This is a genomic window from Ralstonia psammae (assembly GCF_958405935.1).
GTDB classification, from domain to species: domain Bacteria; phylum Pseudomonadota; class Gammaproteobacteria; order Burkholderiales; family Burkholderiaceae; genus Ralstonia; species Ralstonia psammae.
In genome coordinates this window covers 175542-199645 of sequence record NZ_CATZBU010000004.1, presented here as the reverse complement: position 1 = coordinate 199645, position 24104 = coordinate 175542, and the positions used below count along the sequence as shown (strand labels likewise).

The 24104-nt window shown below is 64.2% G+C and carries 25 protein-coding genes and 1 pseudogene; 20 read left to right on the top strand and 6 right to left on the bottom strand.

Annotated features, from left to right (window positions below; all coding sequences use genetic code 11):
- The first annotated feature begins 1 nt into the window (after position 1).
- The 5 genes from R2N16_RS10455 to R2N16_RS10435 all read left to right on the top strand — a co-directional run bounded on the left by R2N16_RS10455 (position 2) and on the right by R2N16_RS10435 (position 3416).
- A complete protein-coding gene (locus R2N16_RS10455; protein ID WP_316665610.1) occupies positions 2 to 313 on the top strand; it encodes an AtuA-related protein in 312 nt (103 codons plus the stop codon).
- 26 nt (positions 314 to 339) lie between these two features.
- Positions 340 to 1239, top strand: coding sequence for a LysR family transcriptional regulator (locus R2N16_RS10450; protein WP_316665609.1), 900 nt, complete (start codon positions 340 to 342; stop codon positions 1237 to 1239).
- A gap of 90 nt (positions 1240 to 1329) precedes the next feature.
- Complete coding sequence (locus R2N16_RS10445; protein WP_316665608.1) at positions 1330 to 1797, top strand: universal stress protein; 468 nt, start codon at positions 1330 to 1332, stop codon at positions 1795 to 1797.
- Between the two features lie 115 nt (positions 1798 to 1912).
- Positions 1913 to 2356 (top strand): nuclear transport factor 2 family protein, encoded by a 444-nt coding sequence (locus R2N16_RS10440; RefSeq protein WP_316665607.1) that lies wholly within the window; start codon positions 1913 to 1915, stop codon positions 2354 to 2356.
- A gap of 55 nt (positions 2357 to 2411) precedes the next feature.
- On the top strand, positions 2412 to 3416 hold the full coding sequence (locus R2N16_RS10435) for an NAD(P)H-dependent flavin oxidoreductase (RefSeq protein ID WP_316665606.1): 1005 nt from the start codon (positions 2412 to 2414) through the stop codon (positions 3414 to 3416).
- A 28-nt stretch (positions 3417 to 3444) separates the two neighbouring features.
- Here the strand turns inward: R2N16_RS10435 and R2N16_RS10430 are convergent, their stop codons facing one another.
- Complete coding sequence (locus tag R2N16_RS10430; protein WP_316665605.1) at positions 3445 to 3981, bottom strand: PadR family transcriptional regulator; 537 nt, start codon at positions 3979 to 3981, stop codon at positions 3445 to 3447.
- Between the two features lie 727 nt (positions 3982 to 4708).
- Between R2N16_RS10430 and R2N16_RS10425 the strand changes: the two genes are divergently transcribed.
- Positions 4709 to 5416: a succinate dehydrogenase iron-sulfur subunit gene (locus R2N16_RS10425; RefSeq protein ID WP_316665604.1), complete on the top strand. Its 708-nt coding sequence runs from the start codon at positions 4709 to 4711 to the stop codon at positions 5414 to 5416.
- Between the two features lie 245 nt (positions 5417 to 5661).
- Positions 5662 to 5970, top strand: a complete 309-nt coding sequence (locus R2N16_RS10420) for a hypothetical protein (RefSeq protein ID WP_316665603.1) — start codon at positions 5662 to 5664, stop codon at positions 5968 to 5970.
- A gap of 90 nt (positions 5971 to 6060) precedes the next feature.
- Here the strand turns inward: R2N16_RS10420 and soxR are convergent, their stop codons facing one another.
- Positions 6061 to 6540, bottom strand: coding sequence for a redox-sensitive transcriptional activator SoxR (soxR, locus tag R2N16_RS10415; protein ID WP_316665602.1), 480 nt, complete (start codon positions 6538 to 6540; stop codon positions 6061 to 6063).
- Between the two features lie 116 nt (positions 6541 to 6656).
- Between soxR and R2N16_RS10410 the strand changes: the two genes are divergently transcribed.
- Entirely contained in the window at positions 6657 to 6971 is a 315-nt protein-coding gene (locus tag R2N16_RS10410; RefSeq protein WP_316665601.1) for an antibiotic biosynthesis monooxygenase family protein, read from the top strand.
- Positions 6972 to 7892: 921 nt separating this feature from the next.
- On the opposite strand, the gene R2N16_RS10405 is transcribed toward R2N16_RS10410, so the two are convergent.
- Complete coding sequence (locus R2N16_RS10405) at positions 7893 to 8381, bottom strand: hypothetical protein (RefSeq protein WP_316665600.1); 489 nt, start codon at positions 8379 to 8381, stop codon at positions 7893 to 7895.
- A 144-nt stretch (positions 8382 to 8525) separates the two neighbouring features.
- Between R2N16_RS10405 and R2N16_RS10400 the strand changes: the two are divergent.
- Positions 8526 to 8756: pseudogene (locus R2N16_RS10400) on the top strand (LysR family transcriptional regulator); the annotation flags it as partial.
- A 190-nt stretch (positions 8757 to 8946) separates the two neighbouring features.
- Here R2N16_RS10400 and R2N16_RS10395 read toward each other — a convergent pair.
- Positions 8947 to 9273 (bottom strand): EthD family reductase, encoded by a 327-nt coding sequence (locus R2N16_RS10395; RefSeq protein ID WP_316665599.1) that lies wholly within the window; start codon positions 9271 to 9273, stop codon positions 8947 to 8949.
- A 171-nt stretch (positions 9274 to 9444) separates the two neighbouring features.
- Positions 9445 to 10422, bottom strand: a complete 978-nt coding sequence (gcvA, locus tag R2N16_RS10390) for a transcriptional regulator GcvA (RefSeq protein WP_316665598.1) — start codon at positions 10420 to 10422, stop codon at positions 9445 to 9447.
- Between the two features lie 137 nt (positions 10423 to 10559).
- Here gcvA and hglS point away from each other — a divergent pair, with 137 nt between their 5' ends.
- The 3 genes from hglS (at position 10560) to R2N16_RS10375 (ending at position 14717) form a co-directional block, all read left to right on the top strand.
- Complete coding sequence (gene hglS, locus R2N16_RS10385) at positions 10560 to 11969, top strand: 2-oxoadipate dioxygenase/decarboxylase HglS (RefSeq protein WP_316665597.1); 1410 nt, start codon at positions 10560 to 10562, stop codon at positions 11967 to 11969.
- Positions 11966 to 13216, top strand: coding sequence for an aminotransferase-like domain-containing protein (locus R2N16_RS10380; RefSeq protein ID WP_316665596.1), 1251 nt, complete (start codon positions 11966 to 11968; stop codon positions 13214 to 13216). Before hglS ends, R2N16_RS10380 begins: the two co-directional genes overlap by 4 nt.
- Positions 13217 to 13277: 61 nt before the next feature.
- Positions 13278 to 14717 carry an FAD-binding oxidoreductase gene (locus R2N16_RS10375; RefSeq protein WP_316665595.1) on the top strand — a complete coding sequence of 480 codons (1440 nt, stop codon included), beginning with the start codon at positions 13278 to 13280 and terminating at the stop codon, positions 14715 to 14717.
- Here R2N16_RS10375 and R2N16_RS10370 read toward each other — a convergent pair.
- On the bottom strand, positions 14702 to 15544 hold the full coding sequence (locus tag R2N16_RS10370) for an IclR family transcriptional regulator (RefSeq protein ID WP_316665594.1): 843 nt from the start codon (positions 15542 to 15544) through the stop codon (positions 14702 to 14704). The genes R2N16_RS10375 and R2N16_RS10370 overlap by 16 nt on opposite strands.
- A 187-nt stretch (positions 15545 to 15731) precedes the next feature.
- On the opposite strand from R2N16_RS10370, the gene R2N16_RS10365 reads away from it, so the two are divergent.
- The 8 genes from R2N16_RS10365 to amaB are packed head-to-tail and all read left to right on the top strand — an operon-like array spanning position 15732 to position 24034.
- Positions 15732 to 16796, top strand: a complete 1065-nt coding sequence (locus R2N16_RS10365) for an ABC transporter ATP-binding protein (RefSeq protein WP_316665593.1) — start codon at positions 15732 to 15734, stop codon at positions 16794 to 16796.
- Positions 16793 to 17650 (top strand): ABC transporter permease, encoded by an 858-nt coding sequence (locus tag R2N16_RS10360; protein ID WP_316665592.1) that lies wholly within the window; start codon positions 16793 to 16795, stop codon positions 17648 to 17650. Before R2N16_RS10365 ends, R2N16_RS10360 begins: the two co-directional genes overlap by 4 nt.
- 9 nt (positions 17651 to 17659) lie before the next feature.
- The gene (locus R2N16_RS10355) at positions 17660 to 18454 is read left to right on the top strand and encodes an ABC transporter permease (RefSeq protein WP_316665591.1); all 795 of its coding nucleotides are present in this window, start codon (positions 17660 to 17662) and stop codon (positions 18452 to 18454) included.
- A gap of 13 nt (positions 18455 to 18467) precedes the next feature.
- The gene (locus R2N16_RS10350) at positions 18468 to 18794 is read left to right on the top strand and encodes a (2Fe-2S)-binding protein (RefSeq protein ID WP_316665590.1); all 327 of its coding nucleotides are present in this window, start codon (positions 18468 to 18470) and stop codon (positions 18792 to 18794) included.
- Positions 18794 to 20224: an FAD/NAD(P)-dependent oxidoreductase gene (locus R2N16_RS10345; protein ID WP_316665589.1), complete on the top strand. Its 1431-nt coding sequence runs from the start codon at positions 18794 to 18796 to the stop codon at positions 20222 to 20224. Before R2N16_RS10350 ends, R2N16_RS10345 begins: the two co-directional genes overlap by 1 nt.
- A complete protein-coding gene (locus tag R2N16_RS10340) occupies positions 20217 to 21350 on the top strand; it encodes an NAD(P)/FAD-dependent oxidoreductase (RefSeq protein WP_316665588.1) in 1134 nt (377 codons plus the stop codon). Before R2N16_RS10345 ends, R2N16_RS10340 begins: the two co-directional genes overlap by 8 nt.
- Positions 21351 to 21376: 26 nt before the next feature.
- A complete protein-coding gene (locus R2N16_RS10335) occupies positions 21377 to 22441 on the top strand; it encodes an ABC transporter substrate-binding protein (RefSeq protein WP_316665587.1) in 1065 nt (354 codons plus the stop codon).
- Positions 22442 to 22501: 60 nt separating this feature from the next.
- Positions 22502 to 24034: an L-piperidine-6-carboxylate dehydrogenase gene (gene amaB, locus R2N16_RS10330; protein ID WP_316665586.1), complete on the top strand. Its 1533-nt coding sequence runs from the start codon at positions 22502 to 22504 to the stop codon at positions 24032 to 24034.
- Positions 24035 to 24104 lie beyond the last annotated feature (70 nt).

The following is a 24104-nucleotide window of genomic DNA, read 5'->3' as shown; positions in this document are numbered from 1 at the left end:
CATGCCCCGCATCCTCCGCGACCTCGCCCACACCCGTGCCGGCGACAAGGGCGACATCTCGTGCCTGTCCGTCATCGCGCATCGGCGGGAAGACTTTGCCGTGCTCGAACAACACGTGACGGCCGAGCGCGTGCGCGCGCATTTCGCTGAACTCGTCCACGGTGATGTCGAGCGCTACGTGCTGCCGCAACTGGGCGCGCTCAACTTCGTGCTGCACGGCGCGCTGGCCGGCGGCGTGACGCGCTCGCTGGCGCTGGATGCGCACGGCAAGTCACTATCGAGCGCGCTGCTCACGCTGGAAATTCCCGGCTAAGCTGGCGCACCACGCCGGGCATCGCCATGAACCTCTCCGTCAAGCAGCTCCGCGCCTTTGCCGCGCTGCGCGAGCACAAGAACTTCACGCAGGCGGCACAGACTTGCCACTTGTCGCAATCGGCCTTCAGCGCGCTGATCCAGAACCTGGAGGCCGATGCCGGCGTGCGCCTGTTCGACCGCAACACGCGCCACGTTGAACTGACCCCCGAGGGCGAAGCCTTTGCCGAATCGGCACTGCGCCTGCTGGCCGATTTCGAGGCGACGTTTTCCGAGCTGCGCGATCGCGCCGCGGCACGCACCGGGCGCGTGACGGTGGCCGCGCTGCCATCGATCGCAGCGGGCATTCTGCCGGGCGTGCTGGCCGCGTTCTCGGCGCAGCATCCGGGCATTCAGTTGGCGCTGCACGATCAACTGTCGGACCCATGCATCGACATGGTCCGGCGCGGCGCGGCAGACTTCGCGATCGCGGCCATGGGCGCCGACATGGCGGGCCTGGCCGCACAACCGTTCTGCACGGACGACTTTCACCTCGTCTGCCACCAGGATCACCCGCTTGCGCGCAAGCAGGGGCTGGCGGTGGGCGATCTCGTCGATACGCCGTTCATCCACCTCGCGCGCAATACGAGCATCCGGCAATACCTCGATGCGGCGCTGCACCCGACCAAGCTGCGCAGCGGCATGGAAGTCGAACACCTGGCCACGGCGGCCGCGCTGGTGGCGGCCAACCTGGGCATTACCGTCATTCCCGCGCTGGCGCTGTTCCAGTTCCGCTTGCCCGAGCTGGTGGTGCGGCCGCTGCCGGCGCCGGGGCTTGTGCGCACGCTGTATGTCATCCGGCGCGACGGGCGCAGCCTGTCGGTGGCGGCCCAGGGGCTGCTGGACTTGCTGCTGGCGCACCCGGCGCGCACGACGGCAGCGGTTTGATGCGGCGCAACCCGGGCACATCCGGGGTGCAGCATCGCCCACGTGCGCTGCTACAGTGAGGCATTCCCATTCCAATTCTGCGGAGCGCCCATGCATCAACGCATTCTTGCCGCCTTCGACGGCACCCATGAATCCCACATGGCGGTGGAGGAAGCGGCCGCCCTCGCCCGCGCATTCAACGGCCGGGTCCGGGTCGTCTGGGCGATCGGCTCGCCGAACATGCCGGAATCGCGCGAAATCTACAGCGTCGACACGTTGCGCGAAGAGGCGCACCGGACGGCCAGCGCATCGCTGGTTGAACTGCAGCGCCGGTTCGACGCTGAGGGCACCGCGGCTGAAACCGGGGTGCTGATGCTCGACTCCACCGACGACGACATCGGCAACGCGCTCGAGCACGAGGCCGAGCGCTGGCAGGCCGACACCATCGTGGTGGGCTCGCAAGGCAAGCATGGGCTCGCGCGCCTTCTGCTAGGGAGTGTGGCCGAGCGCACGGCGCGCCTGTCGCACCGCACCGTCATCGTGGTACGTGCACAGCACCCCGAGCACGCTGCCGGCTGACATCGGCTGAAGTCGAATGGCTCCACTATGCAACTTGTTGCATAGAGAAAGTTGGCTGTGCTATGTTGCATCCCACATTGATGCAATCCGTTGCACTTTCTGCTCAGGAGCCAGCATGCCGCAGCCGATTCCCCAGACATTGAACGCCCCTGCACAAGCCACGCTCGAGGCTTGGCACGCCATGCTCGACAGCGGCAACATGGACGATCTCGACCGCCTGTTCGCCGACGAAGTCGTCTTCCGCTCCCCCGTGGCGCACACGCCTTATCCGGGCCGCACGGCGACCACGCTGGTGCTGCGCACCGTCAACACCGTCTTTGAAGACTTCCAATACCACCGCAGCTTCGCCACCGACGACGGCGCGAGCGTGGTGCTTGAATTCAGCGCCAGCGTGAGCGGCAAGGCCCTCAAGGGCATCGACATGGTGCGCTTCAACGCCGACGGCAAGATCGTCGAGTTCGAAGTCATGGTGCGTCCGGCCTCGGGCCTGCAGGCACTCGGCGCGGCCATGGGCGCCAAGCTGGGCGACAAGATCGGCCTGCTCAAAGCCGGCGCCTGAACACCCTTCCCCCGATTCCGATCCCGATTCCATATCAAGACCAACGGAGACTGCCATGTCGCTGCCGCCGATCCTGCAAAACCGCCTGTCCGTGCCCGTCGTGGGCTCGCCGCTGTTCATCATTTCCAACCCCGACCTCGTGATCGCGCAGTGCAAGGCGGGTGTGGTCGGTTCGTTCCCGGCGCTCAACGCACGCCCCGCCGAGCTGCTGGAAACCTGGCTGCAGCGCATCACCACGGAGCTGGCCGAATACGACGCGCAGCACCCCGACAAGCCGTCGGCACCGTTTGCCGTCAACCAGATCGTGCACAAGTCGAACGACCGCCTGGAGCACGACCTGGAGCTGTGCGTGAAGTACAAGGTGCCCATCGTCATCACCTCGCTGGGCGCGCGTGAAGACGTGAACCGCGCGGTGCACAGCTACGGTGGCATCGTGCTGCACGACGTGATCAACAACACGTTTGCCAAGAAGGCCATCGACAAGGGCGCGGATGGCCTGATCGCCGTGGCGGCGGGCGCGGGTGGCCATGCAGGCACGACCTCGCCGTTTGCATTGATCCACGAAATTCGTGAGTGGTTTGACGGCCCGCTGCTGCTGTCGGGTGCGATCGCCAACGGCAACGCCATCCTGGCGGCGCTGGCCGCCGGCGCGGACCTGGCCTATGTCGGCTCGGCCTTCATCGCTACGGAAGAAGCCAATGCGGTGGAAGGCTACAAGCAGGCCATCGTGGAATCCAACGCCACCGACATCGTCTACACGAACCTCTTCACGGGCGTACACGGCAACTACCTGCGCAAGAGCATCGAGAACGCCGGGCTGGACCCGAACGCGCTGCCGGAATCGGACCCGAGCAAGATGAACTTCGGCTCGGGCGGCGGCGCCAAGGCCAAGGCATGGAAGGACATCTGGGGTGCCGGCCAGGGCGTGGGCGCAGTCAAGCGCGTGGTGCCGGCGGCAGAACTCGTCAAGCGCTTTGCCGAGGAGTTCGAGGTGGCGCGCCGTCGCCTGAACAACATCGAAGCGCTGCGCGCTCCGACGGCTGACAAGGCGACGGTGTAAGCCGTCAGGCCATTAGCCCATTAGGCCACTAGGCCGTCACAGAGGCTGGCTCCAGCAACGGCAGCACATCGCCTGCCCACGCGAGCCAGCCTTCTTCGTAAACGATGCCGCGCTGAAGCACCGCGTGCTGCAACTGCTGCGCACGAGTGAGATCGGGCCGCGAAAAATCGCGCTTCTCGATCTCGCGGAAGGTGTTCAGGCGCGTGCGGTGCTGCTCCACCAGGCGCTGCATCTCATCGGCAAAACCGAGTGGGCCGATCACCGCCTCGGCGCGCAGCTTCACCAGCACTTCCTCGCGGTTGTCCGACGACACGGTCGGCTCCAGCACCCAGCGGGCGAGTTCGTCCCGGCCCGGCGGCAGGACGGTGTAGGTTTTCTTGCGGCTGTCTTCCTCTTCTTCCACGCTCACCCAGCCCGCTTCGGCCATGCGGCCAAGCTCGCGGTAGATCTGCTGATGCGTGGCGCTCCAGAAATAGCCCATCGACTTGTCAAAGCGGCGGGCAAGCTCATAACCCGACGAGGGCTTTTCCAGCAGGGAGGTCAGCAGTGCGTGTTGGATGGACATGATGGAATTTTTTATGTAAGCCATTGATTCTAAATGCAGAAAGCCCCTCAAGTGGAAGATTTTTTCCCACCGAATCAAGGCTTTCCTTGGTAATAGAATCCATGACTTGCCATGGCGTTTTGAACGGCAACCGGCCCCGGTTTCGCGCCCGTACCCGTTGCACAGGTACGACGTGATTGGCTCCACCACAGACGTGTAAAGCGCTGGGCGGGCCAGCGGATGTCCTTCCGCTGGAAGCATGCGACAAGAAGAGCAAATTGCGGATAGAAGCGGAAGTCCTGGAATACGGACCACAAGCTTGGTACTTGTTCTGAGAACGGCTGCGGTTGTCCCTCGACGTCAACTGCAATAACAGCTTTGCTGACTACAGCTTCACGATACAGCTCAACAGCGACGAGGCGGCGAAGTCGCGCGTACCTGGACAAACCGGCGCATGCCATCCAGTACTCGGCGCCGGGCGTGTCGGGAACTGGGTCGGTCTACAAAGACAGGCGGGTGTCACCTGAGGCGGTCGCCCAAGTCAATGATGCAATGAGGCAATGGCTGGCGACTTCCGGTCACTTGCATATGTACGACTGGAATAGCCTCGCCAGACTTTCTTAGTATCCGCTCATGACATATAAAAGTGAGCGCACGGCCCCTCTCGGCAAGGCGGGCTGATGCTAGTGAAGTAGCGTCCATGCTCCACATGGTTGTTGCGGTGCATGCAGCAAGACGGAGATACATCGTGAGCGAACTCAAAACGTTCGAAATCTTCCGTTACGACCCGGACCGTGATGCCAAGCCTCGTATGCAGACATTCGAAGTCGACCTTGCGTCATCTGACAGAATGTTGCTCGACATGCTGATTCGCCTGAAGGCGCTCGATGAAACGTTGAGCTTCAGGCGCTCGTGTCGCGAAGGTGTCTGCGGTTCAGACGCGATGAACATCAATGGCAAGAATGGCCTTGCCTGTACGACGAACCTTCGCGAGCTGCCGAGCCATACTGTCTTGCGCCCCCTACCAGGTCTTCCGGTCATCCGCGACCTGATCGTCGACATGACAGGCTTCTTCAAGCAGTATCACTCGGTCACCCCATACCTGCTCAACGATACGCCACCGCCCGACCAAGAACGTCTCCAATCACCGGAGGAACGCGACCAGCTCGATGGACTCTACGAATGCATCCTGTGTGCGTGTTGCTCGAGCGCCTGCCCATCGTTTTGGTGGAACCCCGATAAATATGTCGGCCCTGCAGGGCTGCTGCAAGCGTATAGGTTTCTCGTGGACTCCCGCGATGAGGGCACGAACGTGCGGCTCGATAATCTCGACGACCCCTATCGGTTGTTCCGCTGCCGCTCAATATTGAATTGCACGGACGTTTGCCCGAAGGGGCTGAATCCAGCGAAGGCGATCGGCGAAATCAGAGCCATGCTTGCCCGCCGCATCATTTGAATTCTTTCGACTAAAAATCGAGGACTGCGACGGCGACACCTCGCTCCGCCCCCTTAGCTTGCGGCGGACGCTTTGTACCGCAAGGCGCGATTGGCAATGGGGATAATCAGAGCGGCTCGATCAGCCCAACCGAGTTTCACGTTGTCACCAAGCACCGAAGCAATATCGCGGGCTATGTCGGCAGGCTCACCCCCACACTAGAGCCGAAGGCGAGATGCGTCAGAACATCACAACGAAGTGTTTGGATGGCGCGCAAGAAAGTCTTGATAAAAGATTTACCTCAAAATATCTACTTCCAAAGGGTGATCAATTTTTTTAACCAACCGCCGATATTCAAAATGCGCAGGATGCTCAATGGTCCCAACCTTTGCGTCGCCTGCGTTTTTATGATGCCTCTTTCGAGGGTGAGGGGGGTGTCGCGCCCGCGTGTGCAGGGCGCTTTTTTCCAGCTCGAAGCAAACGTTTTACAGAATCCGGATCGACACTTCGCCCTGGATGGACGTAGCCCGCTAGTGCCGCACGGACTCTTCGAGGGGATGCCGCACGACGGATAGCTCAGTCGGCAGGCGGAACTGCTAAAGCCCAGATTCACGCTGTGCGACTTCATCTGGCCGCCGGCTGAGCGCCTGGCAGTGGCCGCGTGATCACGGTTTCAAAGGTTTGATCATGAGTCGCCTCGGCCCCGCTCCCTCCTGTGCCAACTTGTCCAGGGGATTGCGCAGGCGGCACCGGTCAATCGACAAGCAGCCACAGCCGATGCAATCATCCAATGTGTCGCGCAGCTTCTTGAGTTGAGCGATGCGCTCGTCGAGGTCACTGCGCCATGCCGTCGACAATCGCGACCAAGCTTCGCGGTCCGGTGTGCTGCCCTTCGGCAGTTTGTCCAGCCCGGCTGCTATCTCCGCCAACGAAATGCCGACACGCTGCGCCACACGCACAAACGCTACGCGGCGCAAAACGTCGCGCGAATATCGGCGCTGGTTGCCACTGGTCCGGTGACTTTTGATGAGACCCTTGGCCTCGTAGAAATGCAGTGTCGATACGGGCACGCCGCTGCGGCGGGACACCTCCCCGACGCTCAACGTGAGCGGAATACCCATTTCTTCCAAGGGATGTTTCTTCATGCTCGAACCTCTTGACCTCAACCATACTTGAGATTTTAGAGTACTGCGGTATCTCCTACCCACTCCCATTGACGAGGTTCCGCATGACATACATACAAGCTTCCGACGACTCACACGTGGCGATTTTCCGCATCGGCCGCTTTGCCGTACCGCCGGCCGCGATGCCGGCTTTCATGGCGCGCCTCGAGCAAGCGAAGAACCTGCTCGCCGCCCAACCGGGTTGCTTGAAAAGCTTAGTGCTAACGCTCACCGCAGGCACCACCGAGTTCAACGTGGTGTCCTTCGTCGAATGGGCCAGCCCACAAGCCATGGAGGCCGCCAAATCCGCGATTGAGGCGCACCAGATTCAGGAGGGGTTCGATCCGGAAATGTTCCGCCGTGACCTCGGTATCCGCGCCGATACGGCTGTTTATACTGCCGCCACGTGCTAAGAAATACCTGGCCGGTTGCCGAAACAGCAGCACGCAGGGGAACAGCCCGGGATACTCGGTCGAACATCAGCCGCACTTGCTTTCACGCGCGGCATTTTTTTTGCGCTTGACTCGTACCCCCATGGGCAGGCCGGATAGGAGGGCTTCGGGCCTGCCGGTTGCTGAGTTCCGGTTCGCCAACCTGTTCGGTTCCACCCCACCCTCGCTTGGCAGCGAAGAGGCGGTCTACTCACCGCAACTGGGATCTGCCAGGGCTGGAAATCTCAGCAGCGCGTCGGCGTTCGCCCCTACCCGGAACACTTCAATTTCGAATCCCACTCGATGCGCGTTGTCATGCGCCACGGCGAGCCGTGGTTCGTTGCAATCGGCATTTGTGTCGCACTTGAAATTGCCAACGGCCGATCACGACCTCCCGCCGCGCCCCCATTGCCATGAGTAAAGCGGCCATCGTCAGGTATTGCTCCCTCTTGGTTGTCATCTGGCGCCTCCCTCGGATCGCTTTTGGGGGGACGGAACATGACAGCTTGCCGCGCCCCTCAATCAGAGGCTGCGACTGAATTAGCAAGTTCCACGTTTGCATTGCAGTACGGACAGCGATGGTGGAGCAGCCTTCCCGTGACAGCTTCCACAGGGAAGAACCGCTCCCGCAGCGCGCGCCAGGCTAGCGAGTCCGGTGGAGACTGGCACACGATCAGCATTCGCCCCCCACACTTTGGACACCTGACGGTCGCGGCTACTGCCAACGTGATCACCCAAAGTGAAATGGCAACAGCCAGGCCACCGAACACAAATCCAGTGTTGGGAAAGAACAGAACGCCCGTCATCCAGATAAGGGCAACCCAAGACGCCACCGCACCGAGCGACGCGGCCGCACGATAAGCCGTGGTCATCTTTGATGTGTTCATTGTCGCCCCGCCTTTGTCACCGGCGCCCTGCTCGTCTGTCCAGAATCTTGCGGTCGTCCTCACCTTTCTCACGCGCTTCTGAACTTGGTAACCATGACTCCGCAATGCCGAGCCTTCCGACGCTGTGGAAAATGTCCAGAGAGCGACGGTCTCCAGTCAGCCGGACGGAAACCCTCTTGATGTCGCGAAGCGGTACAACAGTGTTTCGTGGGGAAAACCCTGTAGGAACGGAGATTTCGGCAGTCGTCAGCTTTAGCGTCCGGTAGACCAAGGACGTGACCACAAACATTGCCCAAAAGGTCACCAGCGGAAAGACGAGAGCGACGACGATGCACCAGAGGATGCCGCGGATCGCAAGCGGCGCAGAACGGTCGTGAGTTGCTACGAAAATGAGCAAGGATTCGCTCACGCTTAAAGCAATGCCCGCTGCGAGTCCCTTCCAGAATTTGGGCTCGTATGGGGCTTCGAGTAGCAGTGTTGCCTCACTGCCGGCAGACGGATTCATGGCAGAAATGCACGGGTGCTGAAAGGGAGATCGAACCTGCTTCTTGAGACCGGTCCATCTCATTCAACATAGCCCCGGCAAGTTCGAACGCCAGTGAGCCGTTTTCTCTATCCCGGTAGCGGAATTTCGGCGATGCATGGGGTCATGGGCGCGGACGCGCGCCTCCCTCAGGACCACGTTACCAGCATTGCGCTCGGAGAGCTGGAAAAATCAATAGGTCTGCGCCTGTTGCATCGCACGACCCGAAGGATCGAACTGGCAGACGCGGGCCAGATCTATTACGAGAGTTCTCGGCGCATCGTTGAAGAGGCGCGCATTGCGCATGACCAACTGGGCGAGATGCGGGCCAGGCCAAGTGGCGTGCTACGCGCGTCGCGCAGAAGTCTCGTCTGGGTTTCTTGCGCAATACGCTTCGGACTACCCCGGGATCTTTATTTCCGCTTATCGACGATCCGGGTGATTGCGTCGAATGTCTCAAGATGGCCGAAAGCGGACATCGGTATCCGTTCGCTAGGGCTTGCGCACTTGATCCTCGCGCCAGCGTATGACTAGCGATCCGGTGCGTTCAACGATCCGACCTCTCGACGACGACCTCGCTGAACTGGACCACCGGCGTGATGTCGGTGTAGTTGGCGATGTCGCCCAGGATCTCGGCGCGGTGCGGTTGGATGGCGGCCTCGTAGCCTTCGGCTGAATCACAGATGAACGCGCACATCGCCACGAAGGCGGGCGGTTCACCGGGCACTCTGCCGGTCAAGCCTTTTGCGACGGTGTAGTACGCGCAGGCACTGCCCAGCCTAGCCTTCACCAGCGGCATGTGGCGCTCGCGGTAGTAGGTGTGGTCGAAGCGCGCGCCTTCGGTGTATGGGTACATCACGGTGACTTTGATCATGTGGTTCTCGTTGCCATCTTTGACGTCGTCGTCCCGAGATTCTCGTGACTGCCGACGATCATACCCATCTTGCGGTCAACGGAGCCTGGGACTTCCGTTCCGGCCGACGGAGTTCAGCGCCTCGCGACGGCTCAAGCGGAGGCAGGGCACCGTAAGGCGAGCGCAGTCGCCTTAGTTACCCTCTTGCCATCGTTTTGCCAGTGCGAACGCTTTACGCGATGGTTTTGTCGTACCGCCCGCCTGCGTTGACATGAAGTCTTGTGCCGCCTTCACCAGCCATGTCCGCAGGGCTTGCAACGGCGGATAGTCAGCGCGGCTGGTCGGCCACGCAAGGTAGTAGCGCTCGGCACTTTCCATCTCGGGCACATGCGGCAACGCCCGCACGAGGTCGCCCTGCTGCAGCTCGTGGGTGATCAGGAAACGCGGCAACAACGCCACGCCCAGCCCGGCAACCGCAGCTTGCGCGGCGGTGGCAAATTGGTCGAACAGCATGCCTTGGGGTTCTGCCCCCGCCACCTGATGGCTGGCCAGCCAACGCGGCCACGCATCGGGGCGCGAGGCGAGGTGCAATAGCGGCGCGTGCAGCAGATCGCGCGGCTGCGCAAAGCCGTACCGGGCCAACAGCGCCGGGCTGCAAGCGGGTACGACGGTTTCGCTCATCAGCAAGGCAAGCTCCGCCCCGGGCCAGTGCGGCGTACCGAAATGGATGGCCGCATCCACCGCCTCCAGTTGAAAGTCGAACTGCGACAACCGCGTCGTCAGATTGATGGTGATGCCGGGGTGCTGGTCGAAAAACGCCGGCAGGCGCGGCGCCAGCCAACGGGTCCCGAAGGTCGGCAGGATGGCCAGATTCAAGCTGCCGCCCTGCGGATTGGCACGAAACCCGACCGTGGCGCTGGAGATGCGCATCAACGCGCCGCGGATTTCCTCCGCATACGCCTGGCCCGCCGCGCTCAGGCGCACGGTCTGACGTTCGCGCACGAACAGTTCAGCACCCAGGCGGTCTTCCAGCGCGCGGATCTGGCGGCTCACGGCGCTCTGCGTCAGGTGGAGTTCGGCGGCAGCGGCCGTGAAGCTCTGGTGGCGCGCGGCGGCCTCGAACGCGCATAGCAAGGACATTGGCGGAAGAAAGCGGCGGGACAGATACATGTGAGCGCCTGGGTTGTGCGGTGCGGAAGTCGCGCAGTTCATTCTCAATTGGAATGACCTACGCCCGGATTATCGTTTGACCGGCCTTCATTCGCCACCCTAGCATCGCTTCATCCCTGCTAAACCCCGACCCAGTCATGAGCACTGCGCATCAACCTTCGGCCTCCAACTTCATCCACGCAAACGAAATCCGCTCGCGCTTTTCGCGCGCCATGTCGGCCATGTACCGCGACGAGGTGCCGCAATACGGCACCCTGGTCGAGCTGGTGTCCGACATCAACGCTCGCACGCTGAACGCCCAGCCCGCGCTGCGTGCGGAAATGGCGCAGTCGGGCGAGCTGGAGCGGCTGGATATCGAGCGCCACGGTGCCATCCGTGTCGGCACCGCGGCCGAGCTGGCCACGCTGCGCCGGCTGTTTGCCGTCATGGGCATGGAACCGGTGGGCTACTACGATCTGTCGGTGGCCGGCGTGCCCGTGCATTCGACGGCGTTTCGCCCGGTGGCCGATGCCGCGTTGCTGGCCAATCCGTTTCGCGTATTCACCTCGCTGCTGCGGCTTGAGCTGATTACCGACGCGGCCCTGCGCGACAAGGCCACTGCCATCCTGGCGCGCCGGCAAATCTTTACGCCACGGGTGCTGGAATTGATCGCCCAATGCGAAGCCGACGGCGGCCTGGCCGACGCGGATGCCGACGCCTTTGTGCGCGAGGCGCTGGAGACCTTCCGCTGGCACGGCTCCGCCACGGTCGACGCCCAGACCTACCGGGCACTGCAAGCGGCGCACCGCCTCGTGGCCGACGTGGTGTGCTTCCGTGGCCCCCACATCAACCATCTGACGCCGCGCACGCTCGACATCGACGCTGCCCAGGCCGCCATGCCCACACACGGCATGGACGCCAAGGATGTCGTGGAAGGCCCGCCGCGCCGCGACTGCCCCATCCTGCTGCGCCAGACCAGCTTCAAGGCGCTGCAGGAAGCGGTGCGCTTTACCGACGATGCAGGCGCCCACACGGCGCGCTTTGGCGAAATCGAGCAGCGCGGCGTCGCCCTGACGCGCAAAGGCCGCGCGTTGTACGACCAACTGCTGGCCGAGGTGCGCAGCATCGGCAATGCCGGCAGCGCCGCACCCAACTATGCAGATCGGCTTGCCCAGGCCTTCCGCGCCTTTCCCGACACCCATGACGCGTTGCGTGCGCAAGGGCTGGCGTTCTATCGCTACACCCTCACACCGTCGGGCCACGCACACGCCGACACCGCAATTGCGGCCGATGCTGCGTTAGATGAACTCCTCGCCAAGGGCTGGGTGCAAGCCGATCCCATCACGTATGAAGATTTCTTGCCGGTGAGCGCGGCGGGCATCTTCCAGTCCAACCTGGGCGGCGAAGAGCAGAAGCAGTATCAGGCCCACGCCGCACAGCAGGCGTTTGAGACCGCGCTGGGCACGCCCGTGCATGACGAGATCGCGTTGTACGAGGCGGCACAGCAGCGCTCCATTGATCAGGTGCGCGCCGTGCTGTGCGGCACGCCCGTCGTGGATGCCGCATGACTGACCTGCACGCACAAGCCGCCATGCCGGGCTTTGCCGCCCCGTTTGCGCACCCTACCGGCTCGCCCATCCGCGAACTGTTCCCATACCTCAGCCAGCCGGGGATGATCTCGCTGGCCGGCGGCTATCCGTCGCCAAGCCTATTCGATGCCCAAGGGCTGGCGCATGCCGCCGCCCAAGCCATGGCAGGCGATGCGCAGGCCTTGCAGTACGGCGCGACCGAAGGGCTGCCGGTCCTTCGCACCGCCCTGGCAGGGCTGATGGGCGAACGCGGCATCCAGGGCAGCGCCGAGCAGGTGATGGTGACCACGGGCTCGCAGCAAGCGTTCGACCTGCTGGTGCGGGCGCTGATCGAACCGGGGGATACGGTGCTGGTGGAAGTGCCCGCCTACCCCGCTACGCTGCAGGCCCTGCGCCTGGCACAAGCGCGCATCGTGCCCGTGCCGATGGACGAACACGGCCTGCAAACCGATGCACTGGCCGACCTGCTGCGCCAGTTGCCTGCCACGCAGCGCCCCAAGCTGCTCTATACCGTGCCGAATTTTTCCAACCCGCGCGGCACGTTGCTTTCTGCCCAGCGGCGCGAAGCCCTCGTGCAGATGGCCTGCACTCACGGCTTCTGGGTGGTGGAAGACGACCCCTACGGCGAGCTGCGCTTTGATGCGCCTCAGGGCAGCACCGCAGCCATGCCTCCAACCCTGCGCACCGTGGGCGACCGGCTGGCCGTGGGCGGCACGAACCCGGTGGTGTATCTCTCCAGCCTGTCCAAGACCGTCGCGCCCGCGCTGCGGATAGGCTGGATGCTGGCCGACAACAGCCTGCTGCGCCGCTGCGCCATCGCCAAGCAGACGGTGGATTTGTGCACGTCTCCCCTGGCGCAGATGGTGGCGGCGCGTTATCTGGAAACCGGCCGCTATCCGGCCACGGTGCAGCGCGCCCGCATCGAGTATCAGCGGCGTATGCAGGCCTTGGTGCAAGGCATCGCCACGCAGTTGGATGGTCATGTGCAGTGCGCAGCGCCGGCGGGCGGCATGTTTGTCTGGGCCACGTTCACACAGTCCCTCGACCCGCAAGCGCTCTTTGATGCTGCCGTGTCCCAGCAGGTGCTCTATGTGCCCGGCAAGGCGTTCTACCCGGACAACGCGCAACGCAACACCATGCGCCTGTCGTTTGCCGCGCCCGAGGTCCCGCAGATCGAGCAGGCCGTGCAGCGGCTGGCCGCAGCGGTAACGCTGGCCCTGCGCTGACGCGCACGCTCGTACAGACCACCGCATCGCCACCGTTCACGTTTCTGCATTGCCAATTGCCATGACACCCGAACCCCTGATCCCGACCCTGCACGACATCGTGGGGCCCGCCCACGTGTTGACCGGCGATGACTGCGCCGAATACGAATCCGATTGGCGCCAGCGCGTGCGCGGCAAGGCGCTGTGCGTGGTGCGGCCCGCCTGCACGGCAGAAGTGACCGAGATCGTGCGGGCGTGTGCCCATGCCGGCGTGTCCATCGTGCCGCAGGGTGGCAATACGGGTCTGGTGGAAGGCTCGGTGCCCGATGCCAGCGGCGAGCAGGTCATCGTGAGCCTGCGCCGCATGCAGGCCGTGCGCGCCATCGACGCCGCCAACATGACGATGACGGTGGACGCCGGTTGCGTGCTCCAGTCGCTGCAGGAGGTGGCCAGCGAGGCGGGCATGCTGTTCCCGCTGAGCCTGGGTGCGGAAGGCAGTTGCACCATCGGCGGCAACCTGGCGACCAATGCAGGCGGCACGCAGGTGCTGCGCTATGGCAATGCGCGCGAGCTGTGCCTCGGGCTGGAAGTCGTGCTGGCCGACGGACAAGTCTGGGACAGCCTGCAAGGCCTGCGCAAGGACAACACCGGCTATGACCTGCGCAATCTGTTCATCGGCAGCGAGGGCACGTTGGGCATCATCACGGCGGCCACGTTGCGTCTGTATCCGCAACCTGCCGCGCAGTTGACGGCGTGGGCAGCCGTGCCTTCGCTGCACGCGGCCACGGCGTTGCTGGCCTTGTCGCACCGGCATCTGTCGGCCGCGCTCACCGGCTTTGAGGTCATGAGCCAGGAAGGGCTCAGGCTGGTCGACACGCACTACCCCCATCTGCGTGTGCCGATGTGGCGCGAAACGATGTGGTGCGTCTTGCTGGAAGCGTCCGACAGTGAATCCGAGGCGCACGCCCGAGCGCAGTTTGAACACCTGTTGGAGACGGCGATGGAAGACGGCATCGTGACCGACGCGATCATCGCCGAGAACATCCGGCAGGCGCACGAGCTGTGGCACATCCGCGAGAGCATCACCCTGGCCCAGGCGGCTGAAGGAGCCAACATCAAGCACGACGTCTCGGTGCCGATCTCGCGCATCCCAGACTTTGTGGCGCAGACCGATGCGCAGTTGCAAGCGCTGGCACCCGGGCTGCGGCTCATCAACTTCGGGCACCTGGGCGATGGGAACCTGCACTACAACGCGCAAGCTCCGGCGGGGGCGGATGCCGCTGCGTTCGTTGCCGCGCATGAGGCTGCGATCGGCGATGCGGTGTACCAGTCCGTCCACCGCTTTGGTGGTTCGATCTCAGCCGAACATGGCATCGGCTCGCTCAAGCGCGACCACCTTCCCCACTACAAGACGCCGGTGGCCCTGCAGTTGATGCGCACCATCAAACAGGCGCTCGACCCGCAATGCCTACTGAACCCGGGACGCGTGCTCGAACGATCGCCGGGTCAGATGGCGCGATAGGTATCGCTCACGGCCATCGATTGCATGGGGCGGCGCAGCGTCGGATCAAACGGGTTGATCTGCGTGCTCAGGCGATTGGCCTCGCGCAGCAGCATGTCGTACACGATGGGCAGGCGATCGGCGCTCAGGCGGTTGGCGAGCGTACCCACGGAAAGCGCGGCGACGACGTTGCCATTGCGATCGAATACCGGCACGGCAATGCCTGCCATGCCTTCGAGCAGCCCGTCCGTCTTGGCGCTGTAGCCGAGTTCGCGCGCCTTTCTGACCTCGGAGCGCAGATACACCTCGTCGTACACGCTGTAGTGCCGGATGCGCGGCAGGTTGTAGCGCAGCACCTCCTCCTGCTCGGCCTCGGGCAGGTGCGCCAGGATCACCAGCGCGCCCTGGCCCACCCCGAGTTCGATCCGGCCGCCCACATCGCCCGTGAAGGTGCGAATCGGGTATTGGCCTTCCACGCGATCCAGGCATACCGCATCGAAGCCCGAGCGCACCAGCAGCAGCACCGTGTCGCCCAGGCTGGCGTTCAGGCGCAGCAGGGCCGGCCGGGCTACCGAGCGCAAGTCGTTCACAGCGCCGGCCTGGGCCGCCAGGCAGAACAAATCCAGGCTCAGCCGGTACAGCTTGTTCTGCTGATCCTGCTCGACCATGCCTTCTTGCGTCAGCCCCTGCAGCAGCCGGTGCGTGGTGGCGGGGGTCATACCCAGTGTCTTGGCCAGGTAGGTGACGCGCACACCTTGGTGCTGCTGCTCCGCCATGGTGCGCAGGATCTGGAAGGTGCGGTGCATGGCGCTGCGCTGATGCGCGTCGTCGTCGGAATCTACGGACATAAAGCTGGAACAGACTGAATTGGGTTAATCGATTGTATTCCGATGAACGGAATAAATAATAGAAATATTCCAACTACAGCGTATACACCTAGGTTTGATCGATGTTTTGGCATGCCTGTTGCAATAGCATATCCATATTGTTCAAATGGCAGCGTCTGGCGACGCCCCCAGTCGCAAAGGATGACCGATGAGTTTTCTGCGCCTCAACCATGTCTCCAAGCAGTACGGCGACCTCCGGGTGGTTCAAGACTTCAACCTGGATGTGCACAAGGGCGAGTTCGTCTCGCTGCTGGGCCCGTCGGGCTGCGGCAAGACCACGACCCTGCAGATGATTGCGGGCTTCGCGGAGGTGACCGAGGGGTCGATCGAGCTGGACGGCAAGGACATCACCCGTGCCAAGGCCAACGCGCGCGGCCTGGGGATCGTGTTCCAGACCTACGCGCTGTTCCCGCACATGACGGTGCGCGAGAACGTGGAATTCGGGCTGGAGATGCGCAAGTGCCCGGCAGCGGAACGCCGCGAGCGCGCCATGCAGGCGCTGGCGCTCGTGCATCTGGACAAGCACATCGACCGCTACCCGCGCGAGCTGTCGGGCGGCCAGCGCCAGCGCGTGGCCCTGGCGCGCGCACTGGTCATCAAGCCGCCGGTGCTGCTGCTGGACGAGCCGCTGTCGAACCTGGACGCCAAGCTGCGCGAGGAGATGCAGTTCGAGCTGCGTGAAATCCAGCGCAAGGTGGGCACCACCACCATCATGGTCACCCACGATCAGGCGGAAGCCATGTCGATCAGCGATCGCGTGGTAGTCATGGAAGCGGGCCGCATCACCCAGGTCGATACGCCGCTGGCGGTGTACGAGCATCCGCGCAACGCGTTCATCTCCACGTTTGTCGGCAAGGCCAATCTGCTGCATGCGGCGGTGGTGTCCGGCAGCGATGGCGAACTTCGCGCATCGGTCGGGTCCGTGCAGCTGGCGCTGCCGCCCGGCACGCCGGCGGGCAGCAAGGTCTTGCTGGCGCTGCGCCCCGAAAAAATGACGTGCACCGCCGACGGCACCGGCCGCTGCGAAGGCCGCGTGACCGAACGCTTCTTCCTCGGCAACCAGTGGATGTACACCGTCGACACGCCGCTGGGCGAGATGCTGGTGTCAGCCGTCAATGATGGCGATGCCCCGCGCGAGGTCGGCCAGGCCGTGGGCGTGGATTGGCAGGACCGCTATGTGCGCGTGATCGGGCCAGAGGGGAACGCAGCATGAGCCGCAGACCCATCTGGGTGCCATGGAGCATGGCCGGCCCGGCGCTGGCCCTCTTTGCCGTGATGCTGTTCGTGCCGCTCGCGCTGAGCGTGATGCTGTCGTTCAACGCGTTCGATGCCGACAAGGGCCCCATTGCGGGCACCTTCACGTTCGCGCACTACCTGCACGTGGTGCAAGACCCGTACTACTACGAAATCTTCTGGCGCACGCTGCGCGTCTCGGCGCTCGTGACGCTGGTGTGCATCCTGATCGGCGCGCCCGAAGCCTACATCCTGAGCCGGATGCGCAAACCCTGGCGCTCGATCTTTCTGCTGGTCATTCTGGCGCCGCTGCTGATCTCGGTCGTGGTGCGCGCATTCGGCTGGAGCATGCTGCTCGGGCCCGAAGGCTTGATCAACGCCGCGTTCCGGGCCGTCGGCATCGGCCCGGTCAAGCTGCTGTACAACGAGACGGCCGTGGTGATTGCGCTGGTGCATGTGATGCTGCCGTTCATGGTGATCCCGGTGTGGACCTCGCTGCAAAAGCTCGACCCGTGGGTGGAAAACGCCGCGCTGTCATTGTCCGCATCGCACTTCACCACCTTGCGCCGCGTGGTGCTGCCGCAGGTCATGCCGGGCATTCTGTCGGGCAGCCTGATCGTGTTCGGGCTGGCGGCCAGTTCATTCGCCATTCCGGGGCTGCTGGGCGGGCGCCGCGTGAAGATGGTCGCCACGCTCATCTACGACGAATACCTGAACGAACTCAACTGGCCGCTGGGCGCAGCCATTGCGCTGATTCTGCTGGCGGCCAACCTCGTCATCATGCTGGGCTGGAACCGCATGATCGAAGGCCGCTACAAGAAGACGTTAGGGTAAGGAGCGCACATGCAAAAGAACGGACCCCTCGCGCTCCTCTTCAACGCACTCGTCATCACCTTCATGCTGGCGCCGCTGGTGATCGTGTGCATCGTCGCCTTCACGCCGGAAGAAACGCTCACGCTGCCGACCAGTCATTTCTCGCTGCGCTGGTTCGATCAAGTGCTGCATCACCCCGACTTCGTGCAGTCGTTCTGGAACAGCCTGTGGCTGGGCTTGGCGGCGGCCACACTGTCTACCGCGCTGGCGGTGCCGGCAGCCATGGCCATCGTCCGCCACCGCGCGCCGGGGTTGCAGATGCTGCAAGGCGTGTTTCTATCGCCGCTGATCATTCCCCACCTCGTGCTGGGCGTGGCGCTGCTGCGCATGTTCTCGCTGGTGGGCGGGCAAGGCAGCTTCGGCTGGCTGATCTTTGCGCACGCGTTGATCGTCACGCCGTACACCATGCGGCTGGTGATGGCCGCGCTGGTGGGCTTTGACCACTCGGTTGAGCAAGCGGCGTATTCGCTGGGCGCCAGCAGCTTGACGGTATTCCGCCGCATGACGCTGCCGATGATCCTGCCGGGCATCACGGGTGGGTGGCTGCTGGCCTTTATCAACAGCTTTGATGAACTGACCATGTCCATCTTCGTGGTGTCGCCGGCCACCGTCACGCTGCCCGTACGCATGTACATGTACGCCACGGAATCGCTCGACCCCATGATGGCCGCCGTCTCGGCGCTGATCGTCTTCCTCACGCTGGCGCTGATGCTGCTGCTGGACAAGGTCTACGGCCTGGACCGGATTCTGATCGGCAAGCATTGAGACCAAGATCACGATGAATGCTCCTGCAAATCGATCTGCCCGCGCGCAGCTCCAGCGTCTCAAAGAGCGCAATCGCCCCACGGTGGCCTTTGTGCTGGACGGCCAGCCCGCTCAAGCGCTTGCCGGCGACACCGTCCTGACAGCGGTGCTCATGCAAACGCGCCAGCTGCGCATCAACGAATTCAGCCAGCAGCCGCGTGCCGGCTTCTGCCTGATGGGCGCTTGCCAGGACTGCTGGGTGCGCCTGGCCAATGGCAAAACGCTGCGCGCCTGCCAGACCATGATCGAACCGGGCATGCACATCTGCACGCAACCGGCCGGCACCGGGGGAGCCGCGTGATGACGCAAGCAGCCCCCACTCTGCAACGACTGTCGCAAGCCGATCTGCAGCCCGTCGTCATCGGTGCCGGGCCGGCAGGCGTGCGGGCGGCGCAGACCCTGCTGGCACATGGCCTCAAGCCCATCGTGCTGGACGAAGCGCCGCGCGCCGGCGGCCAGATCTATCGCCGCCAACCCGATGGCTTTACCCGGAGCGCCGCAGATCTGTACGGCACCGAAGCCAAGCGTGCGCAGGCCGTACATGCCGCCTTCGACCAACTCCAGCCGCAGATCGATTACCGTCCGCAAACCCTGGTGTGGAATGCCCAGCCGGATCTGCTCGACCTGTTGCATGTGCCCACGCGCGAGGTCAGCAGCCTGCCCTGGCGCGATGTGATCGTCGCCACCGGCGCCACCGACCGCGTGCTGCCGATCCCGGGCTGGACACTGCCGGGCGTCTACACGCTGGGCGGCGCGCAAGTCGCGCTCAAATATCAGGGCTGTGCGATTGGCGAGGCCGTCGTGTTTGCCGGCACCGGCCCTCTGCTGTATCTGGTGGCCTGCCAGTACGCCAAGGCCGGTGCGAATGTCGTGGCGGTGCTCGACACCGCGCCTGCCACCGCGCGCTACAAGGCGGCACCGGCCATGCTGGGCCAGCCTGCCGTCATGGCCAAGGGTATGGCGCTGGTCGCGTGGCTCAAGCTGCACGATATCCCCATGCACCATGGCGTGCGGTTGCTGCGCGCCGAAGGCGATGCGGGCGTAGGGCAACTCGTGTGGCAAGACAGCGCCGGCCGCGAACAGCACACTGCATGCTCCGCTGTGGGCATGGGTTACGCCCTGCGGCCTGAGACACAGCTGGCCGATCTGCTGGGCTGCGCGTTCGAGTTTTCAGTGCTGCACCGCTGCCATGTACCGCGCATCGATGCCATGCGGCGCAGTTCGGTCGCGGGCGTGTATCTGGCGGGCGATGGCGCGGGCATCATGGGCGCCGACGCAGCCGAGTACTCCGGCGAATTGGCGGCGCTGGCACTGTTGCAGGATCGGCAAATCACGGTCGACACCCATCGCGTGCCTGCGCTGCATCAGCGCCTGCAGAAGATCGAGCGGTTCCGCCACGCGCTGGAAGTTGCCTTCCCCTTTCCCGAAGATTGGGCCGCGCACGCCAGCGACGATCTGGTGGTATGCCGCTGCGAAAACGTCACGGCGGGCACCCTGCGCCAGACGGCAGCCGAATGCGGCGTGCATGAGCTGAACCGGCTGAAGGCGCTGTGCCGCGTGGGCATGGGCCGCTGCCAGGGTCGGATGTGCGGCGCGGCGGCCGCGGAAATTCTGGCGCACGCGCAGTCGGTTCCGCTGGCACAGGTAGGCCGACTGCGCGGTCAGGCCCCGATCAAGCCGCTGCCGGTGGATGTGACCGAGGTGACGGAGCCGGAGGACCACCATGCGTGAGCAACTGGCGTGTGACGTGGCCATCATCGGCGGCGGCATCATGGGCAGCGCCACCGCCCTGTTCCTGCGCCAGCGCGGGCTGACCGTCACCCTGCTCGAGCGCGACCTGTGTGGCTCGCGCTCCAGCGGCGTCAATTTTGGCGGTGTGCGACGCCAGGGGCGCCCCATCCAGCAGTTGCCGCTGGCCCAGCGCGCTCACCAGATCTGGGGGCGCCTGACCGAGCTGATCGGCACCGAGGCCGAGTACGAGCGCAGCGGGCACTTCAAGATCGCCCGCAGCGTGGCCGACATGGAATCGCTGGCCGGCTACGCTGCGCGCAGCGAAGGCTTTGGCCTCGGGTTGCAGCTCATCGAAGGCCGGGCTGCGCTGCAAAAGTACTTTCCGATGGGCGGCGATCAGATCGTCGGCGGCTCGCTGTGCCCGGAAGACGGGCAGGCCAATCCGCGTCTGCTGTCGCCCGCATTTGCCCGCGCCGCGCAGGCCGCCGGCGCCGATGTGCGCGAGCACGCGCCGGTGCAGTCGGTCGAGCACGATGGCGCGCGCTTCGTCATCCATGCACGCCAACATGACCGCGACCTGGAAGTCAAAGCCTCCGCGCTGGTCAACTGCGCCGGTGCCTGGGCAGCGCAGTTTGCGGCGCAATGGGGCGAGCCCGTGCCCATGTTCACGATCCCGCCCACCATGGGCGTGACTGAGCCGCTACCGTTCTTCCTGCCCTGGAGCCTCGGGGTGGAAGGCGGCGGCATCTACTGCCGCCAGGTGCGGCGCGGCAATGTGGTGTTCGGTGGCGGGCGCGGCTACGTGCTGGACGACCAGCGCGCACGCTCATCGCACGTAGCCATCCTGCGCCAGTTACCGCAATTGGCCGCACTGCTGCCGCAACTCACGGGCGCCCACATCATCCGCACCTGGAGCGGCACGGAAGGCAACCTGCCCGACGACCAACCCGTGATTGGCCCCAGTGCGCGCCGCCCCGGCCTGTTCCACGCCTTCGGCTTTGCCGGCGCCGGCTTCCAGCTTGGGCCGGGCGTTGGCGACGTCATGGCCGAGCTGATTGCCGAAGGCCGCACCACCACACCGATCGAACCCTTTTCCATCCAACGCTTTCTGCCACCCGCAGCTTGATGCACTTGATGCCCCAGGAGACCACCATGCTTGTGAAACACGCGAAAACATCGTTCACGTCCTTCATTGCTGCGGCTGCCGGTACTGCGCTGCTCGCCGCCAGCACTGCCCACGCCGAAACCAAGACGCTGTACATCGGCATGAACGGCGGCAACATGGAGCGCACCTACACGCAGTTCGTGTTCCCGCCGTTCGAGAAGGCCAACAACGTCAAGGTCGTCGTCGTACCCGGCACCTCGACCGACATCCTGGCCAAGGCGCAGGCAACCAAAGGCAAAGCGCAGATGCACGTGATGACGCTGGATGACGGCGTCATGTTCCGCGCCATCGGCATGGGACTGTGCGAAAAGCTCAAGCCTTCGGCCAACCTGTCGGCCGTGCCCGCCATTGCCCACCTCAAGGGGGACTACGCGGTGGGCCTGTCGATGGGGCTGACTGGCCTGGCCTACAGCACCAAGATCTTTGCCGACAAGGGCTGGGCGCCGCCCACCTCGTGGGGCGATCTGGCCGACCCGAAATACAAGGGCAAGGTGGTCGTGCAATCCATGCCGGCTTCGTCGTTCGGCCTGGACGCCTTCCTGATGTTCAACCGGCTCAAGGGCGGCACGGAAAAGAACGTCGACCCGGCCTTCAAGGCATGGCCCACCACCATTGGCCCGAACGTGGTCGAGTACATCCCCAACTCGTCGAAGGTGGTGGAAATGATGCAGGCCGGTGATGCAGCGTTGTTCCCCTACACGCTCACGCAGGTGGAGCTGATGAAGTCCAAGGGCATCCCCATGGAATTCGTCGCACCCAAGGAAGGCGCGGTCGTTCTGCTGACGGCGCAGTGCGTGCTGGCCAACAACCCGGATGCCGAGCTGGCGCAAAAGCTCGCGGACTACCTGATCAGCCCCGAGGCACAGGCGCTCGCCATGGAAAACGGCTCCTACAATCCAGTCAACCCCAAGGCGCCGCTCAAGGGCAAGGCGGCGGACGAGCAGAACAAGATGAACGGCATTCTCAAGACGGCCGTTGCCCTGGACTGGGACGTGATCAACGCCGAGCGCCCCGAGTGGAGCAAGCGCTGGAACCGCATCGTCGAGCGTTGAGCACCACTGCAACGCAACAGTTTTTCGATTGAACACGAGAGAAGAGCAAGGATTCGCGCCATGTCAGATTCCCGAACACGATTGCAGACCGTCCTGAAGGCCCTGGGCCTGGACCTGAAGGCCTACGAAGGCACGGACTGGACGAGCCGCGCCCCGCGCGATGGCGCGGTATTGGCGACCGTGAAATCGCATACCGCCAGCCAGGCCGAGGCTGCCATCCAGAGCGCACATCAGGCGTATCTGGCGTGGCGTACCGTGCCGGCACCCGTGCGCGGCGAACTGGTACGCCGCCTGGGCGAGGTACTGCGCACGCACAAGGCGGCGCTTGGCGAACTGGTGTCGCTGGAGGCGGGCAAGATCGCCTCCGAAGGCCTGGGCGAAGTGCAGGAGATGATCGACATCTGCGACTTCGCCGTGGGCCTGTCTCGCCAACTGCATGGCCTGACGATCGCCAGCGAGCGCCCTGGGCACCGCATGATGGAAACCTGGCACCCGATGGGGGTGGTGGGCATCATCTCGGCGTTCAACTTTCCGGTGGCGGTGTGGTCGTGGAACGCTGCGCTCGCCCTGGTGTGCGGCAATGCCATCGTGTGGAAGCCGTCGGAGAAGACGCCGCTCACCGCCATTGCTTGCCAGCACCTGATGCAGCAGGTGATCGACGCGTTCAATGCAGAAAAGCCGGGCGCCATTCCTGCCGGCCTGAGCCAACTGCTGATCGGCGGGCGCGACGTGGGAGAAGCGCTGGTGGCCAGCCACCTTGTGCCGGTGGTCAGCGCCACGGGCTCGACCCGGATGGGCCGCCAGGTGGGCGTGAAGGTAGCGGAACGCTTCGGCCGCTCGATCCTGGAGCTGGGCGGCAACAACGCGATGATCGTCACGCCTTCGGCAGATCTGGAACTGGCGGCGCGCGCCATCACCTTTGCCGCTGTCGGCACGGCAGGCCAACGCTGCACGTCGTTGCGCCGCCTGATCGTGCACCGCTCGGTGGCCGACACGCTCCTGGGCCGCCTGGAAAAGATCTACCAGAGCATTGCCATTGGCGACCCGCTGGCCGATGGCACGCTGGTCGGCCCGTTGATCGACCAGGCTGCCTTCGACGGCATGCAACAGGCGCTGGCGCAGGCCCGCGCCGAAGGTGGCAACGTCCTGGGTGGCGAGCGCGTGCGTGAAGACCTGGGTGCTGACGCCTGGTACGTGCGCCCCGCGCTGGTCAAGATGCCGGAGCCGACGAAGGTGATGGAAAGCGAGACCTTCGCACCCATCCTCTATGTCGTGATGTACGACGGCGACACCGAGCAGGCCATCGCCATCCAGAACGGCGTGCCGCAGGGCCTGTCGTCTGCCATCTTCACGGCAAACCTGAGCGATGCCGAGCGCTTCATGTCGTCGGCGGGCAGCGACTGCGGCATCGCCAACGTCAACATCGGCACATCGGGCGCCGAGATCGGGGGCGCATTCGGCGGAGAGAAGGAAACCGGCGGCGGCCGGGAATCCGGCTCGGACGCGTGGAAGGGCTACATGCGCCGTGCCACCAACACCGTCAACTACAGCGGCGCGCTGCCGCTGGCACAGGGCGTTCGGTTCGACGTCTGATCGGCGCTTGATCGGCGCTTAATCGATGCGGTGTCAGGCCGCGGTGCGGCAGGCTCCGCCGCCCTGACAC